This window comes from Paraliobacillus salinarum, from assembly GCF_014083865.1.
In the GTDB taxonomy this organism is placed as follows: Bacteria; Bacillota; Bacilli; order Bacillales; family Amphibacillaceae; genus Paraliobacillus; species Paraliobacillus salinarum.
The window spans coordinates 81,990-97,474 of sequence record NZ_JACEFA010000010.1; the positions used below are offsets into that span (position 1 = coordinate 81,990).

At 34.4% G+C, this 15,485-nt stretch carries 18 protein-coding genes and 2 rRNA genes; 4 read left to right on the plus strand and 16 right to left on the minus strand.

All coding sequences use genetic code 11. The annotated features are described in order from the left end of the window. Positions 1 to 78: 78 nt before the first annotated feature. The 7 genes from ytpR to HP569_RS10470 all read right to left on the minus strand — a co-directional run bounded on the left by ytpR (position 79) and on the right by HP569_RS10470 (position 5,391). Positions 79 to 684 (minus strand): YtpR family tRNA-binding protein, encoded by a 606-nt coding sequence (gene ytpR / locus HP569_RS10440; protein ID WP_182201118.1) that lies wholly within the window; start codon positions 682 to 684, stop codon positions 79 to 81. A 1-nt stretch (position 685) separates the two neighbouring features. Next, the gene (locus HP569_RS10445) at positions 686 to 1,513 is read right to left on the minus strand and encodes a DUF1444 domain-containing protein (protein ID WP_182201119.1); all 828 of its coding nucleotides are present in this window, start codon (positions 1,511 to 1,513) and stop codon (positions 686 to 688) included. Between the two features lie 85 nt (positions 1,514 to 1,598). Continuing rightward, complete coding sequence (locus HP569_RS10450; protein WP_182201120.1) at positions 1,599 to 1,913, minus strand: thioredoxin family protein; 315 nt, start codon at positions 1,911 to 1,913, stop codon at positions 1,599 to 1,601. 20 nt (positions 1,914 to 1,933) lie between these two features. Beyond that, positions 1,934 to 2,974: a PTS sugar transporter subunit IIC gene (locus HP569_RS10455; RefSeq protein WP_182201121.1), complete on the minus strand. Its 1,041-nt coding sequence runs from the start codon at positions 2,972 to 2,974 to the stop codon at positions 1,934 to 1,936. A gap of 156 nt (positions 2,975 to 3,130) precedes the next feature. Next, entirely contained in the window at positions 3,131 to 3,649 is a 519-nt protein-coding gene (locus HP569_RS10460) for a hypothetical protein (protein ID WP_182201122.1), read from the minus strand. Positions 3,650 to 3,765: 116 nt separating this feature from the next. Next, positions 3,766 to 4,269 carry a DUF84 family protein gene (locus HP569_RS10465; protein WP_182201123.1) on the minus strand — a complete coding sequence of 168 codons (504 nt, stop codon included), beginning with the start codon at positions 4,267 to 4,269 and terminating at the stop codon, positions 3,766 to 3,768. A 54-nt stretch (positions 4,270 to 4,323) separates the two neighbouring features. Further along, positions 4,324 to 5,391, minus strand: a complete 1,068-nt coding sequence (locus HP569_RS10470; RefSeq protein ID WP_182201124.1) for a M42 family metallopeptidase — start codon at positions 5,389 to 5,391, stop codon at positions 4,324 to 4,326. A gap of 195 nt (positions 5,392 to 5,586) precedes the next feature. On the opposite strand from HP569_RS10470, the gene HP569_RS10475 reads away from it, so the two are divergent. Beyond that, the gene (locus HP569_RS10475; RefSeq protein ID WP_182201125.1) at positions 5,587 to 5,898 is read left to right on the plus strand and encodes a PepSY domain-containing protein; all 312 of its coding nucleotides are present in this window, start codon (positions 5,587 to 5,589) and stop codon (positions 5,896 to 5,898) included. A 75-nt stretch (positions 5,899 to 5,973) separates the two neighbouring features. On the opposite strand, the gene trmB is transcribed toward HP569_RS10475, so the two are convergent. Further along, positions 5,974 to 6,612, minus strand: coding sequence for a tRNA (guanosine(46)-N7)-methyltransferase TrmB (gene trmB / locus HP569_RS10480; RefSeq protein ID WP_182201126.1), 639 nt, complete (start codon positions 6,610 to 6,612; stop codon positions 5,974 to 5,976). A 95-nt stretch (positions 6,613 to 6,707) separates the two neighbouring features. On the opposite strand from trmB, the gene HP569_RS10485 reads away from it, so the two are divergent. Beyond that, positions 6,708 to 6,992 carry a YtzH-like family protein gene (locus HP569_RS10485; protein ID WP_182201127.1) on the plus strand — a complete coding sequence of 95 codons (285 nt, stop codon included), beginning with the start codon at positions 6,708 to 6,710 and terminating at the stop codon, positions 6,990 to 6,992. On the opposite strand, the gene HP569_RS10490 is transcribed toward HP569_RS10485, so the two are convergent. The 4 genes from HP569_RS10490 to HP569_RS10505 all read right to left on the minus strand — a co-directional run bounded on the left by HP569_RS10490 (position 6,976) and on the right by HP569_RS10505 (position 10,455). After that, entirely contained in the window at positions 6,976 to 7,779 is an 804-nt protein-coding gene (locus tag HP569_RS10490; protein ID WP_182201139.1) for a phosphotransferase, read from the minus strand. The two genes, HP569_RS10485 and HP569_RS10490, sit on opposite strands and share 17 nt — an antisense overlap. A gap of 105 nt (positions 7,780 to 7,884) precedes the next feature. Next, positions 7,885 to 8,793, minus strand: coding sequence for an NERD domain-containing protein (locus HP569_RS10495; protein ID WP_182201128.1), 909 nt, complete (start codon positions 8,791 to 8,793; stop codon positions 7,885 to 7,887). Between the two features lie 57 nt (positions 8,794 to 8,850). Further along, entirely contained in the window at positions 8,851 to 9,417 is a 567-nt protein-coding gene (gene thpR / locus HP569_RS10500; protein WP_182201129.1) for an RNA 2',3'-cyclic phosphodiesterase, read from the minus strand. Positions 9,418 to 9,429: 12 nt separating this feature from the next. Then, the gene (locus tag HP569_RS10505; protein WP_182201130.1) at positions 9,430 to 10,455 is read right to left on the minus strand and encodes a potassium channel family protein; all 1,026 of its coding nucleotides are present in this window, start codon (positions 10,453 to 10,455) and stop codon (positions 9,430 to 9,432) included. Positions 10,456 to 10,600: 145 nt separating this feature from the next. On the opposite strand from HP569_RS10505, the gene HP569_RS10510 reads away from it, so the two are divergent. Further along, a complete protein-coding gene (locus HP569_RS10510; RefSeq protein WP_182201131.1) occupies positions 10,601 to 10,819 on the plus strand; it encodes a DeoR family transcriptional regulator in 219 nt (72 codons plus the stop codon). A 43-nt stretch (positions 10,820 to 10,862) separates the two neighbouring features. Here HP569_RS10510 and HP569_RS10515 read toward each other — a convergent pair whose 3' ends face one another. Next, complete coding sequence (locus tag HP569_RS10515; RefSeq protein ID WP_182201132.1) at positions 10,863 to 11,585, minus strand: pseudouridine synthase; 723 nt, start codon at positions 11,583 to 11,585, stop codon at positions 10,863 to 10,865. A gap of 24 nt (positions 11,586 to 11,609) precedes the next feature. Continuing rightward, positions 11,610 to 13,247 carry a putative polysaccharide biosynthesis protein gene (locus tag HP569_RS10520; RefSeq protein WP_182201133.1) on the minus strand — a complete coding sequence of 546 codons (1,638 nt, stop codon included), beginning with the start codon at positions 13,245 to 13,247 and terminating at the stop codon, positions 11,610 to 11,612. A 177-nt stretch (positions 13,248 to 13,424) separates the two neighbouring features. On the opposite strand from HP569_RS10520, the gene HP569_RS10525 reads away from it, so the two are divergent. Then, complete coding sequence (locus HP569_RS10525; RefSeq protein WP_182201140.1) at positions 13,425 to 14,684, plus strand: BaiN/RdsA family NAD(P)/FAD-dependent oxidoreductase; 1,260 nt, start codon at positions 13,425 to 13,427, stop codon at positions 14,682 to 14,684. A gap of 468 nt (positions 14,685 to 15,152) precedes the next feature. Here the strand turns inward: HP569_RS10525 and rrf are convergent. Together rrf and HP569_RS10535 are read right to left on the minus strand one after the other, a co-directional pair. Further along, a 5S ribosomal RNA gene (gene rrf, locus HP569_RS10530) occupies positions 15,153 to 15,268 on the minus strand. Between the two features lie 94 nt (positions 15,269 to 15,362). Beyond that, positions 15,363 to 15,485 (minus strand): 23S ribosomal RNA (locus HP569_RS10535); the annotation flags it as partial.

The window sequence follows — 15,485 nt, forward strand, 5'->3', positions numbered from 1 at the left end:
TAGTATCCACTATGTAAAGTGCCTTTAGCATATAAAAAGAGTTGCCTTTTATAAGACAACCCTAATTATATACTAAATTTAGTTTGTGACAAATGGACTTCCTGGTTTTACATCATCAGTCAAAACATAAATTCCTTTTTCTTTTGGAGCATTTGGCAATCCTAGTTCTTTTTGAGAACAAATCATACCAAATGAATCAACACCTCTTAAACTTGCTTCTTTAATTTCCATACCGCTTGGCATCACAGCACCTACTTTTGCTACAACAACATATTGTCCCTTATCTACATTTGGTGCTCCACAAACAATTTGAACGGTTTCTTCGCCAATATCTACTTGGCAAACACTTAGTTTATCAGCGTTCTCATGTTGTTCTTTCTCAACCACATAACCAACAACAAATTTTGGAGAAAGATCAATATCTAACGTATCAGCTAAACCATTCTTTTTAAAAATAGTATGTAGCTCTTCTATTAAATCTTCTGTCACCTCTAATTTGTTCGTTTCTATATTCATTTCTTTTGATATATCAAAAATATTATACCCTAGTACTTCTTTGGAATTTCTATCAGTAATCTTAACAATATTACCGAAACGCTCTTGTTCTAATTCATATCGATCACCTTGCTTTAACATAATAATCAGGCAATCGCCAATTCCTTTTTTATTGTAGAAAACTTGCATCTTATTCATCCTTTTCTGAATCATTTTTCGGTGTTGGACGATTTTTTGCTAAGATGAATACCGGCTCTAATTTTTTATCCTCATAAATAAAAGATAAAGAAGTAATTGGCACACGACCTTCAGCAAAAAATTTCATCGTCATTTGCGCTAAAATATCATACCCTGTGTCATTTTGAACATCAACAAGGATTAGAACATCTTGGTGTGGAACTGCAACAGCAAGTTCACCTTTTGCATTAAAACGCATCTCTTCTAAAAATACCTCATTTAATATACGGCTTGCATCATATCCGTCATTTGTTGAAATAAAATAAAAATCATTTCCGGCGACTTGCTCTTGTTTAGGTTTAACATCTAATGAACGTAAATTAAAACTTGCCACTTCTTTTAAACGTTCTAATGTCCACCCTTCACTATCAAGTAACGTTTGATCAATTAATTGATAGGTTTTCCCTAAATCAAGCGCATAATAAATTCGGGTCTCAGCAGTGTGTTCTGTGAACATTAGTGGTATACCCGATTTTGTTTCTGTTGGGAATGATGTAGAACGAATTACCGGGAAAATAGCTTTTTCTTTACCTTTTAATGTAGGTGATTGGTTCATAATTATTAGTGCCTCAGTAATATGATAAACCAAATCATCTATTGCTAACTTACCTTTTTGTTCATATTTAGCAATCACATTAGGTAATGTTACTGTGATTCCTTGTTGTGTATTTCGCCATTCCACACGATAAGTATCTTTATCTCGATTAAAAGAAGTACGCCAATCCTCACGATTTAATTGTTCATCTAGCATTCTTTTCAATTGTATACTTGTCATTTTCATCGTCTATTACTCTCCCTAAAGAGATTGTTTTATCACGTTAGCTATTCTAGCATGATTTGCCTGTGGTTGAAAGGAAACAGGACTATTATTGTAGCTCATTTAAAAATTGTTGAATTTCTGTTTTTGTTTTCTTATTTTTACTAACAAAACGTCCAATTTCTTCTCCATTTTCGAATGCTAAAAAGCTTGGAATACCAAATATATCATAAGAAATACATATATCAATGAATTGGTCGCGATCTACGTATATAAACTTAAACTCAGAGAATTCTTCTTCAATTTCTGGCATGAAAGGTTCGATTAAACGGCAATCTGGACACCAATCTGCTGAGAATAATAATACTGTCTTTCCTTCTGCTAAAATTGTTGATAGTTCTTGTTCTGTTTGTAATGTTTGCATGAAAAATTTCCTCCTAGTTATTACTCATAGTTAATTCGCATATCTCCGGGGCGAATCCAGCCTTTTTTACGCATGTATTCCGAAATCAAGAGACTAATTAGAGCGGGACCAATAATATGAACACCTAGAACCATCCAGAATACATCCAAACTGAATCCCATTGTATTAAATGCCATGATTTGTCCAACAAAACCAGCTGTACCCATTCCAGCACCTGAAGCATTATTTGTCATTTCAAACCAGACAGAAGCAAAAGGTGCCATTATAGCACCAGCAATTGTTGGAGGTATAATAATTAATGGTCTTCTCAATATGTTCGCAACTTGTAACATCGATGTTCCAATTCCTTGCGCTAATAAACCGCCAACTCCATTATCACGATAGCTTGTAACAGCGAAACCTACCATTTGTGCAGCACAACCTACTACCGCTGCACCAGCAGCCAAACCATCTAAAGATAACATTAAAGAGATAGCAACACTAGAAATCGGAGCAGTTAAGGCCCACCCCATTAATACCGCTACAATAATACCCATTATAAATGGTTGTTGAGCAGTTGACCAATTTATTACACTACCAAGTCCAGTCATAAAAGAATCAATTGGTGGTCCAATAAATTTACCAACGATGTACCCAATCGTAATGGTTAATAGTGGAGTTAACAAAATATCCACTTTTGTTTCTTTATAAATGATCTTACCAATTTCAGTGGCAAATAATGCACTAATATAGCTTCCCACAGGACCGGCTAGTTCATATCCAAATGCTCCACTAAATAACGCAGAGAACATTACTAAAGGAGCTGCCTTTAACCCATAAGCAATTGCTACACCAATTGCACCACCAACAATCTTGTTGTCCATTGCAAATGATCCAATTTCCATTAAAGAAGTAGTTACTGTTGTTGTACCTAAAACCGTTTCTAACTGGGATCCTAACGTATTAATTATAAGTCCGATAATAAGTGAAGAAAATAACCCTAAAGCCATGTAGCTTAATGCAGTGATAAAATATGCATGTACAGATAAGTACACACCTTTTTTCTTTAAAAAGTCTATCATATCTATATTCTCCCCCTTTTCTTTGTTATATCTTACACAAACATAAAAACAAACTCAAGAAAATTTTGTATTTTATGAAAAAGATAAATTCTTTATATCTTACTATGATTAAAAATATAAAAAAGCCTGAAGCATTGAACTTCAGACTCTTTTCATTTATTCTTTTTCTGATGAATATGCAAGTGAATTTGCCATTTTCATCATTTTTTCTGTATCTTCTTCGATGTTTCGCAGATTGGTTTGGGTAGTTATTTTTACACCACCAATACCGATTTGCAATTCATAATTTTTCTCAAGTTTAGAGACTTTTACATAACCAAAGCGTTCGTTATCCTCAAAAGATTGTAGTAATTGATAATTTCCATTTGCTTCAGCTGCCTGAAAATTTAACTTACTCGTTGTTTCTTCTAACGAGTTATAGAACAAAATAAATGTTTGATCGCCATTCTCAAGGATAAGATTACTTTTCGAAACCTCAGTCACTTTATAATCATTTGGGACATATAAATTAAAGTTTTCATGTTTTTGGTTGGCTTCTTGAGGTTTTTTCTCAAATTCAGTTTTTGCAATACTTTCTACTGATGTCAGTGCCTCTTCTTCTGAAGGAGCACATCCCACTAAAAGAAATAGTGCTATGACAAACATTATGTTTAGTACTCTTATTACTTTTGTCATCTTTCTTCCTCCCGACTCAAAATTAAAGCCACTTCTATAATACTATGAATTCAAGATTTGACAAGAAGAGTTTTAATATGTCACAAAATAGTCATTTTTCCTCATTAAAAGAAAAATCATTTATTATTAAACATATATTGCCCCTTGAGTAATAAGGTTATGTGTATAAACATATCTTTTCTTGAAATGTAATCATTAGTAAAAACACCAATTGCGCCTTCTTTTTTGCTTACATCTTTTTTTTGCGCATAATACTCCATGACTTCTCCTAGTTCATAACCCTTTTTCAAACTTATTGAAACTTCTTCAGGCAAAGGTATACGTGCACCACTAGCAACATATAGTTCACCTTTCTGATCAACTAATGTCCCCCAATTACAAAGGAATAATTGATTGTCTAATGCTGTCACTCCACCCTCCAATCCAATACCTAAAGTAGCACCTTGATAAGCTACTGCATGCTTTGCACGGTTTTTTGCACCTAATAGTGTCTCTTCATCAGAGAAAGGCTGGGCAGAAACATCGGAGGCAACATCCATTGCAATAACATCAGCTTGTTGAAATACTTCCTGCACAGCTTCAATTTTGGTTGGATTATGTGAGCCAATAATAACTTTCATTTCATTAACCTCTTTCTAGACTTTTCTATTTTTTATTGGTTAATATTTTGATTATTATGCATTCTCATTGATTTGTTTAACCGTATTTGCATCGGTTTTCTTCACTAATTCAACAATCAAAGCTTTTGCTGCTGCATAATCATCTACATGAATGATTGAACCATGTGTGTGAATATAGCGAGATGCAATCCCAACAACTGCAGAAGGTACTCCTTGATTAGATACGTGTACACGGCCTGCATCAGTTCCACCTTGTGAAATAAAGTATTGGTAAGGAATATGATTAGATTCGGCTGTATCAAGTACAAAATCACGCATACCACGATGTGTAATCATCGAACGATCAAAGATACGTAACAGTGCACCTTTTCCTAGATGCCCAAATGCCTTATCTTCTCCTGACATATCATTTGCAGGTGAGGCGTCTAATGCATAAAAAATATCTGGTTGAATCATATTTGCTGCAACTTGTGCTCCACGAAGGCCAACCTCTTCTTGAACGGTTGCACCGGAGAATAGTTGATTCGGTACCGTTTCACCCTGTAGTTCTTTTAATAACTCAATCGCCAATCCACATCCATAACGATTATCCCAAGCTTTAGCTAAAATTTTCTTCTCGTTAGCCATTGGAGTAAAAGGAGTAACAGGTACAATTTGTTGACCTGGTTTTATACCAATCTGTTTAGCATCTTCTTCATCATCAGCTCCGATATCAATTAGCATATTTTTTAATTCCATTGGCCTTTTACGCTGTTCCTCTGTTAAGTTGTGAGGAGGGATCGATCCAATCACTCCGATTACTGGTCCATTATCGGTCATTATTTGCACACGTTGAGCTAATAGTACTTGAGACCACCAACCACCTAATGTTTGAAAGCGAATCATACCGTTTTTTGTGATCTGTGTTACCATGAAACCAACTTCATCCATATGACCGGCAACCATTACTTTGGGTCCGCTTCCATGTTTTACACCAAACACACCACCTAGGTTATCCTGAATCATCTCATCAGAATACTTTGCAATTTCTTGCTTCATAAAATCTCTCACTAAATGCTCATTTCCTGATGCACCTTGTAATTCTGTTAATGTTTTAAATAATTGAAGTGTTTCTCTCTCCATATGTAAGCCCTCCAGTTTATATACACTAATATTATTGTAACGAACAATTATCCTTGATTCCACTTTTTCTATCTTTAAAATTTAAACAACGACACAATGGTTTAGATAACAAACATTCGGTACAAACTATAAATGTATGTTATACTCTCTTTAGAAATTGTATTCATCAACATAAAACACATACGAGGTGAAAAAATGAATTGGAAAAAACTTTTATGTGCTGCTGGTGCAGGTGTTCTTCTTGGATACGCAATTAGGGATCAATTAGCTCAGCAACTCATCAAGCCAGAAAATGCTTTAAAAATTGCAAAAGAAGCATTCAAACAACACGGACCAGTTAGCGGATCATGGATTTATATGAAACCAGAAGAAGTAACTAAAAACAACTTATCTTACTCCATCTATCGTGGAGGAATAACTCGTACAATCGATCAAGAGAATATTCAATATGAATTTTATGTAGATGCAAATACAGGCTCTATTATTGACGTGACTCAAACTACATAATAATAAAAGACAGTGCAATATATGAACATATCCATCTAAACGCGGATATAGTTATATTAGCACTGTCTTTCTTATTTAAACAAACACTGCTCTACAACGATAAATCGGCTGTCCTTTTGCAGAGAATTTCTCTTCATACTCTGTTTGAATATTTGTTGGATCTTCTAGTTCATGTAAATCTAACACCACTTCTTCTAACCTCATACCAAACTGTGAAAAGCTAACTAAAGAATACTCGAACAGCTTTCTATTATCTGTTTTAAAAATTATTTCTCCATCAGGCTTAAGAATTCGTTTATATAATTCAAGAAAGCTCTGATAAGTTAAACGTCGCTTAGCATGCTTATTCTTTGGCCATGGATCGGAAAAGTTTAAATAAATCATGTCTATTTCATTTTCCTCAAAAATCTCGTCCAACTTTTCTGCGTTCTCATTAATAAAACAAACATTCGTCTGTTCTTCTTCTACACATTTTTGAACAGCACTAACTAATATACTTTTTGCTAGTTCCATACCAATAAAATTAGCATTCGGAAACTGCTTTGCCATCCCTCTAATAAATTGACCTTTTCCAGTACCTATTTCTAGATGTATTGGTGAGTTACTTTCGAATAACTGTTTCCAATTGCCTTTATGACTTGTGGGGTCTAACTGAACCAATTGATCATTTTCTTTTAAAAATTGATCTGCCCACGGTTTATTTCTAGCACGCATAATGTGTCTCCTTTTACGTCGGTTATTCTTAGTGAAATTTAACATGTATATTTTATTTCAAGAAACAAAAAATATAGCCAAGGCGGTGATGACCAATGACTTTGAATGCTTATAATCAATTAAATCTTCTATCAGATTTATTAAGTGAACAGGCGGAAGATTGTTGTGGTAGTATTTCTGAATATCAACAAATCAAGCGTTTAGTTCAATCATTAATGGCAAATGATGCTGTCGATGATGCATATTTGATGCAAGTGTTACCAGAGATATATAATTATGGTCGTCAAGGAGAGATTGCTCAAAATTTAGAGCAACACATCTCAACGAACCAAGAAAATATAAATGCTTGGTTACAACACATTCCTACTTCTTATAACTAACCGCTCGATTTAGGAGTCGCTCAAGCTCGTTTAAATGCTTAGCGGCTTCTAATTGTTTATTCGCTTTGTGATTATTCACATATGCTGTTAGTACCTCTATCATCATATACCAGTGCATACGAATAAATAGGTTATTTTCATTCACTATACCATAATTATCTAACCAGTCATCCCAATCTGATTCAGGTATATACCAATGTAAGAGCATACCTAAGTCTAAAGCTGGGTCACCGATTTGGGCATTATCCCAATCAATTAGATATAATTGGCCAATATCAGACACTAACCAATTATTATGATTTAAATCACAATGACAAACCATCTTTTTTACATCATGAAGATCGGATAAATGATCCGTTAGAAATGATAGAGATTGATGTACAATTAGAGGCACTACATTTTGTGATACCTGTGCTATTTCTTTTGTTATGTTGTTGTACATAAGGAAAGGGTCAATTGGTTTTTTTCCCATTCTAGTTAACATATCTAATAATTCCGTTGAGTGATGGATGGCGCTTAATAGATTCGCTACCGTAGGGTGTTGCATTTCTTCTGGATTTAATTCTTTTCCTTCAAGCCATTCTTGTGCTGTAATTACATCCCCATTTTCTAAGCGTTTCGTCCAGACAAGTTTAGGAACAATACCTTGTGCAGATAAAACTGCTAAAAAAGGTGAAGAATTACGTTTAAGAAAAAGACGCTTATTTTGATTTTGTGCATAATATGCCTCACCCGTAGAACCACCAGCTGAAGCAATTGTCCATTCTTCCCCAAGAATATCGTACACGTCTTTCACCTTCCATTCTCTTCTTACTTTTCATCACGTTCAAAAAAGACGCTAATTTTAGATTAACTCATAGTAGTGCAAAAGATCAAGAACAAAATATATTTATTACGAAGAAAAATCATCCATCTCTTGTTGTTCCCATTCTGGTCGTCTTACAGAAACAGTGTCACAATGCTGTAATATCGCTTCTGCAATTTTTAACTGATTATATTTCAAAGGAGAAATTAACTCTCTTTGATCTTTCAACCAAGCTTGATGTTGTTCCATGCCGATAAATTTTGTTAAATATGGCTCACTTTTATACTCAATCACATTGGTTCTAGACAAGACGATCTTACGAAACGGAATCGATAGATTTGCTGTCGTGAGAATACTCTTAATAACGGTTTCTGTTCGCTTCAACGCAAGAATTGGGCTTAAAAATTTTGTTTGAACATTTTGCTCTTCTGTATACCATGTTCGATCATCACCAACAATAATTTTATGTGATGATGGACGTTCTATTATTGTAATAATATCAATTCCGATTGGTGTAATTAAAATAATTTCACCGTCAATTGTTGCATTTTTAAATTGAAAAACCGGATGATACAATATTAAGAAAGTATCAGGAAACCGTTGTAGAAAATAACGTAAAGTTAAATTTTCATTATAATCACGATCTAAAAACGACATTTCATTCATTGTGGTAGATGCCCATTTTAATTGAAATGGCAGTAATGTATCTAAGAAATACTGTTTTAAATCTTCTTTTGTTTTAGGTAATGAAAAATTATCTTCTTTAGAATCTAATTCTTCTTCTTTAGTGAAAAATCTTCTCCATTTCGGAATAGAGGATTGCTCCTCTTCTTCTATAATTACATTATTATTGAATACTGTCTCTTTTTGATACTCCCATGTTTGAAGTAACTTTTTCCAATTCTCTTGTTTTAAACGAGTGAATTGACCTGGATAATGAAATGGATCTTTCTCATAACGTGAAATATAATTTTCTAGTTTTATTAATTGTGCCATGTGCACACCGCCTTTAATTTTATATAAAGGAAATAGTTAACTTCATCATTCATTGTATTATACAAGCTTGAAAGTTTCTATTGATTGATACATCGGTTTTTGTTTAGGCGCTACTCGGTATAATTTGAATGAATCAACTTTAAATCGCTTTTTTTCATTTATGTGAATTATCTTTTGTTTCCAATCCTGTTCTTCTAGATGGCCAGCTATCCTTTTTTTTGCTAATGTGACATGCGGATAATAGGCTCTTTTTTCCGTTTGATAACCGTGTATTTCTGCAATGGATTCTATTCGTTTATATAAGTGAGATAACTGATCATCTTGACCAACACCTAACCAGCAAACTCTAGGACGATTCAGTGAGCCAAAATAGCCGATTGAACCAATTTCAAGATCAAAAGGCTCACTATTTTTAAGTTGCTTCAAATCGTCAACTAACAGCTTTTTCTTTGCTAAAGACATTGGTCCAAAAAATTTTAAAGTAATATGAAAATCTTCCTTATCAACCTCATGCTTATAAGTTAATTTACTAGATTGCAAAAAATGTTGTTGTTGTTCTTTCACCCATGATTTTAATTGATTTGGAATAGGAATAGCCAAAAAATAGTGTGCGTTCGCTGTCATATTACATAGCTCCTATTCATTGTGTAGCCTATCCTTAATTTTCTCTATTGTATTCTTATCACAAATGACATATAACTGTGCATGTTCAGGCAATGGATGATCTAACTTACGATTAATACTTAAGTCATCTCCATCAGCTACCAATGTAGCTCCAAAATTTAATAATTCCTCAAATGCATGCCGATAGGTTTTCCATTTATCTGATGAAGGAATATAAAACAGATCTTCTCCATGTGTTCTTCTTAAAAGTTGATTATAGACACTTGAAATCCCTTTACGAAATGCGGATCGTACAAATAAAGAAGACACTGTTTCAGTTGAGATAATAAATTCATCTACATTCATGTACGCAAAATTTTTCAAATGTTCCTCATCCATTACCTCAACAATTGTATGTACCTCTGGAGCAATTGATTCTATAGCTGATGCGATTAACAACGTTTTTCCATCTGTTAATTGATCGTCCTCAATCATATCATCGGCAAAAACTAATACAGATTGAGCTTTCCGTATATTTGCCTTCTCTAACGTTGCAGTTTCAGAGGCATTTCCACGGATATAATGAATGTTTTTAGACAAGATCGGGGCTTTTTCAAGATCATCTATAACAACAATTTCTATGTCTTTTGTTGTATCTAACATTTCCTTAATAGCAAATGAAGCTTTTTTAGACCAACCAATAATGATGTAGTGTTCTTGTTCTTTATACATAATATCCCCCGTTTCTTTTTTACGTCGAAATATCGCTAAACCATCAACAACCTTTCCAATGACAACTCCAATCAAGCCAATACCAAAAATGTATAAAAATATTGCTATTAATCTTCCACCTAATGTAACAGGAGAGTAATCACCATATCCAACGGTTGTTACCGTGGTCATTACCCACCAAAACCCATCAAATGCAGTAGGGAAAGTATCATTCTCAACTATAGAAATAAGATAAGAGCTAATTAATACTAATGAAATACTGGTTATAAATAGGACACTATTCTGAATTTCAATCATCTTTTTTATTAATTTGCGAATAATATACATGCTCACTTACCTCCTTTGTAAAATATTAAAAAAATGTGTACATCCATTTTATGACTGGTCTTATTTGTTAAAAAGGTGTAAAATATAGATAACTTCAAGATTCAGCATCACCACAAGTTATATGACATCATTAAGGAGTGGTTTTTTGAATCAATCAACGACCCGTATGCTTACTCGTGTCAAGGCTATGTACTTATTTATTAAAAAGAATGGACCTGTATCGACATTGGAAATTGCTGAAGAATTTGGCATTACCGATCGAACAGTCCAAAGAGATTTAAATGTATTAGAGTACAACGGTCTAGTTAAGAGTCCAAGTCGGGGAAGATGGAAAGTTACCAGTAAAAAAGTTAAGATTTCTTAAATTGTTTTATATACAATTGCTGACTAGTATCAGATCTGTCAGCTTATTTTTTTGCTTCAAGATGTTTAAGATAGTATACTTCTTGCTCATCTAATTCACGGTATTCCCCTTTTTCAAGTTGATCATCCAAATGCCAATCCCCCATCGATACACGCTTCAAGTAACGTACATATTTATCGACAGCAGCAAACATTCTCTTCACCTGATGATATTTCCCTTCTGTGATCGTAACATAAATTTCTGACTCTTCATCACTATTAATGACTTCTAACTCTGCCGGTTTAGTTACATAACCATCATCTAATTGAACACCTTGTTGAAAAGCATCAACATCAGCTTTTGTTACTTTTCCATCGATTCTTGCATAGTATGTTTTCCCTATGTTCTTTTTTGGAGATAACAATTGATGAGCTAATTTTCCATCATTCGTAATAAGTAACAACCCTTCTGTATCTTTGTCTAATCGTCCCACCGGAAACGGCTCACGTAATTGATCTAATGGATCAAGCAAATCAAGCACCGTCTCATCTCGAGAATCTTCAGTAGCAGTAATTACACCCGCTGGTTTATGTAACATGAAGTATACAAATGGCTTGTACGTAACCTGTTCGCCAAACACAGTAATGTTCTCATTAACCGGATCTACATGCGTTTTTCCATTTTTAATTACATGATCATTCTGTCGAACAGCCCCTTGTTTAAGGAGCTGCTTGACTTCTTTTCTACTTCCATATCCTTCATTTGCTAATAATTTATCAATACGCATTTGTTGTGCACCCTTTTTCAAAAACTATTTTCTTTTAAAAATTTTATCTATTACTCGAACTCTGCCACCTAACACATGTTCCAACAATGTGGATACATAACTTAATCCTAGATATAACCCTGCTCCAATCGTGACTGATACAACCACAATTAAAATGCTTGCTAGTCTACCATCTGTATAAGTAATCCAGAAACCAAGTATCCATTTTGATAAAGCAACGGTTAATCCCATTAAGATAGTAAATATTCCAATCAGCATTGATCTTTTTACTAATTGTCGTAAAGAAAAACCAATCGATTTTTTTATTCTCATAATATTTAACATAACAGTAACAAAAGATGCAATCAGTGTAGCAATGACAGCGCCTTGTGGTCCAATCAAATGCATCAGTGGAATGTTTAATAGTCCTTTTAAAAGAAGTCCCGCAATTAAGCTAGTTACAGCGTACCTCTGTTGATTGATTGCTTGTAAAATAGAAGATGTTACTGTGAACAAACCAAAAAAAAGTGCAACAGGAGCATACCAGCGTAATAACGAACCATTCAAATCAATAAACTCCCCTACACCATAAAAAGCGCCCCAAACTTCATACGATAAAATAGACATACCAACAACTGCTGGCACGATTAATAACATAATGATTTGGAGTGACTGATTAATTTGAGCAAACAATTGTGTTTTATTTTTGTCTACAAATGTTTTTGTTAACGTTGGTAAAGTGGCTAAAGATAATCCTGTAGCTAAAGTGATCGGAATCATCACCAATTTATGTCCATACAAAATAATATTTGATAAAGCATTATCGATAAACTCGCTGCTTTCATAACCAATAGATAGCAATGTTCGTTCAAATGTAATTGAATCAATTTGTTGATACAAAGGGATTGCTAAACCGACCATAACAAAAGGGCCTGCATAGCGAAATAACTCTTTAAACAATGTACTTGTTTTCAAATCATAGGTTTTAACTTGTTGATGCATCACTCGGTCTAAATGCACTTTTCTTTTTCGCCAATAGCGAAGCAATACGATTGCAGAGGCAATTGCTCCAACGAATGCTGAAAATGTAGCAAAACCGACAGCCAAGGTAATATATGTTTCATCAATAAAACGAATGATGATAAACACCGAACCAAGTAAAAATGTAATCCGAACAATTTGCTCTACAACTTGCGAAATTGCAGTTGGACCCATCGATTCGTGTCCCTGAAAAAATCCTCTAGTGATACTCATAGCGGGAATAACTAATAATGCAAAGCTAATCATTTTAAAAACCATCGAGACATCAGCTTCTGTTATCCCTTGAGCATTTGTTGGTATGTATAATTTAGCTAATAGATCTGAACCAAGAAACATGGTCAGAAAGGCAATTAAACCAGTAATAAGCATAAAACGAAGGGCAACTTTATACATTTTTCTACTTGTTTGATAATCACCTAATGAATTATATTTTGCAACAAACTTCGACACAGCTAAAGGGATACCTACAGTAGATAAACTAATAAATATACTATAAGGACCATAAGCTAGTCCGTACAACTTTCCACCTGTAGCTCCTACTAAGCTCTCAAACGGAATCGTATAAATCATTCCTATAAATTTAGAAAAAAACGTTGCACCTGTTAATAACAATGTGCCACGCAAAATAGTAGACTTCGACATGTTTTCACCTTAATCCTTTAATTATTCCAATGGTATTATTTTATCATATATAACAAATTTTTATATCACATTTTATTATTACATTTTTACTTAAAGTTCACAAATGAATCATTTTCATATATGATGAAATGTGATTACTAACAAAATAATCACTGTAATATAGGAAGGATGAACATGTTGGCTTATCAAGTAATCGTTATCGGTGGAGGACCTTCAGGGCTAATGGCAGCTATAGCAGCCGCAGAACAAGGCGCCTCTACTTTACTAATAGAAAAAGGAGACAAATTAGGTAAGAAGCTTGCTATTTCAGGTGGCGGGCGATGCAATGTTACCAATCGTCTTCCACAAGATGAATTAATCAAGCATATTCCAGGTAATGGTCGATTTTTATATAGTGCTTTTTCTGTTTTTAATAATTATGACATCATTGACTTTTTTGAGAATTTAGGTGTTGCTTTAAAAGAAGAGGATCATGGTAGAATGTTCCCGGTTAGTAATAAAGCAAAGGATGTAGTGAATGCTTTACTAGACCGTCTAGAAGCACTCCATGTGACTATTCGCAAAAACACTACTGTAGAAGCAATAAATTACAAAGAAGACTATCATACCATTATTTTAAATGATGGTGAGAAAGTTATCACTAAATCTGTCATTATTGCTGTTGGCGGTAAAGCCGTACCTTACACTGGCTCTACTGGCGATGGATATAAGTGGGCTAAGATGGCTGGTCACACAATTACAGATCTATACCCTACAGAAGTTCCGTTACTTTCCAATGAAGCTTTTATTAAAAACAAACAATTACAAGGATTAGCTTTACGCAATATTGGCTTATCTGTCTTAAATAAAAAAGGCAAGAAAATTATCACCCACCAAATGGACATGTTATTTACACATTTCGGTGTGTCAGGTCCTGCCGTGCTTCGTTGCTCACAATATGTTGTGAAAGAGTTAAAAAAAGGGGAGACCACTGTTCCAATGCAAATCGATTGTTTTCCTGATAAAACAGAAGAGCAATTATTAAATGAATTGAATGATTCTATTACATCTAATTCTAAAAAAACATTTCGTAATGTTATAAAAGGAATGATTCCGGAAAGATACCTAACATTTTTGTTAGAAAAAAACGACATTTCAGATACACTGAAATGCGCTAATATTTCCTGGGAAATGCGCACACAATTTGTTCATGACTTAAAACACTTTACTTTCAATGTATATGGGTCACAACCAATTGAAAAAGCTTTTGTAACAGGTGGTGGCGTTTCTATTAAAGAAATTGTACCAAACACGATGCAATCTAAAAAGATGAATCGTCTCTATTTCTGTGGTGAAATTCTGGACATCCATGGATATACCGGCGGATACAATATTACCTCTGCATTAGTAACTGGTCGTCTTGCCGGAATGAATGCTGCTTGGGAAGCACTTAGTTAACTGATCAATCTTATAAACAAACGGAGATTCCATGCATTGTGAATCTCTTTTTTCTGGTTGCACAATAAATGATGTTGGTGAGTAAAAAAACTCACTAACTTCATTTTTAAATTTACGCTTTAAGTGATGGTGTCATTTTTATTTGAACATCTATAAAAGAAGAGGGATATTCTTTGTTCTACTGCGGAAATAGGCTTGCTTTCCTCAGGCACGGCTTCGGGGCAACATGACGTGGGTAAGTTAGACGTTGTCACAGGACGGGACGGGTTTAGTCTAACTTCCCCTTTTGTGGATCTTCAGCTCGCGCTGTTCCTGCAGGACAAGGAACGCTTTGGCAGCGATGCATTCCCTTCTCGATTATCATATTTTCACAAATTACAATAACCGAATATAAGTACACTTTCAATTTAAATCAGTCGAACGAATAACAGAAAAAACCTTTGAGTAAACTCAAAGGTTTTTCAGATTGCCTAGCGACGTCCTACTCTCACAGGGGCAAGGCCCCAACTACCATCGGCGCTGAAGAGCTTAACTACTGTGTTCGGCATGGGAACAGGTGTGACCTCTTCGCTATTGTCACCAGACATTTATTTTTGAAGGATGCACCTTCAAAACCAGATAAGACAGACAAGTATTCATATCATTGTGTTGTTAAACGGTTAATTCCGTTTTTAAAATATAGTTAAGTCCTCGATCGATTAGTATTCGTCAGCTGCACGTGTCACCACGCTTCCACCTCGAACCTATCTACCTCATCGTCTCTGAGGGATCTTACTCTAAAAGATGGGAAGTCTCATCTTG

Coding starts and splice junctions, on each gene's coding strand:
- HP569_RS10455 (WP_182201121.1), bottom strand. CDS start 2,974: ATGATAGACTTTTTAAAGAAAAAAGGTGTGTACTTATCTGTACATGCA.
- HP569_RS10460 (WP_182201122.1), bottom strand. CDS start 3,649: ATGACAAAAGTAATAAGAGTACTAAACATAATGTTTGTCATAGCACTA.
- ytpR (WP_182201118.1), bottom strand. CDS start 684: ATGCAAGTTTTCTACAATAAAAAAGGAATTGGCGATTGCCTGATTATT.
- HP569_RS10465 (WP_182201123.1), bottom strand. CDS start 4,269: ATGAAAGTTATTATTGGCTCACATAATCCAACCAAAATTGAAGCTGTG.
- HP569_RS10470 (WP_182201124.1), bottom strand. CDS start 5,391: ATGGAGAGAGAAACACTTCAATTATTTAAAACATTAACAGAATTACAA.
- HP569_RS10505 (WP_182201130.1), bottom strand. CDS start 10,455: ATGTATATTATTCGCAAATTAATAAAAAAGATGATTGAAATTCAGAAT.
- trmB (WP_182201126.1), bottom strand. CDS start 6,612: ATGCGTGCTAGAAATAAACCGTGGGCAGATCAATTTTTAAAAGAAAAT.
- HP569_RS10520 (WP_182201133.1), bottom strand. CDS start 13,247: ATGTCGAAGTCTACTATTTTGCGTGGCACATTGTTATTAACAGGTGCA.
- HP569_RS10495 (WP_182201128.1), bottom strand. CDS start 8,793: ATGGCACAATTAATAAAACTAGAAAATTATATTTCACGTTATGAGAAA.
- HP569_RS10515 (WP_182201132.1), bottom strand. CDS start 11,585: ATGCGTATTGATAAATTATTAGCAAATGAAGGATATGGAAGTAGAAAA.
- HP569_RS10485 (WP_182201127.1), top strand. CDS start 6,708: ATGACTTTGAATGCTTATAATCAATTAAATCTTCTATCAGATTTATTA.
- HP569_RS10450 (WP_182201120.1), bottom strand. CDS start 1,913: ATGCAAACATTACAAACAGAACAAGAACTATCAACAATTTTAGCAGAA.
- thpR (WP_182201129.1), bottom strand. CDS start 9,417: ATGACAGCGAACGCACACTATTTTTTGGCTATTCCTATTCCAAATCAA.
- HP569_RS10475 (WP_182201125.1), top strand. CDS start 5,587: ATGAATTGGAAAAAACTTTTATGTGCTGCTGGTGCAGGTGTTCTTCTT.
- HP569_RS10445 (WP_182201119.1), bottom strand. CDS start 1,513: ATGAAAATGACAAGTATACAATTGAAAAGAATGCTAGATGAACAATTA.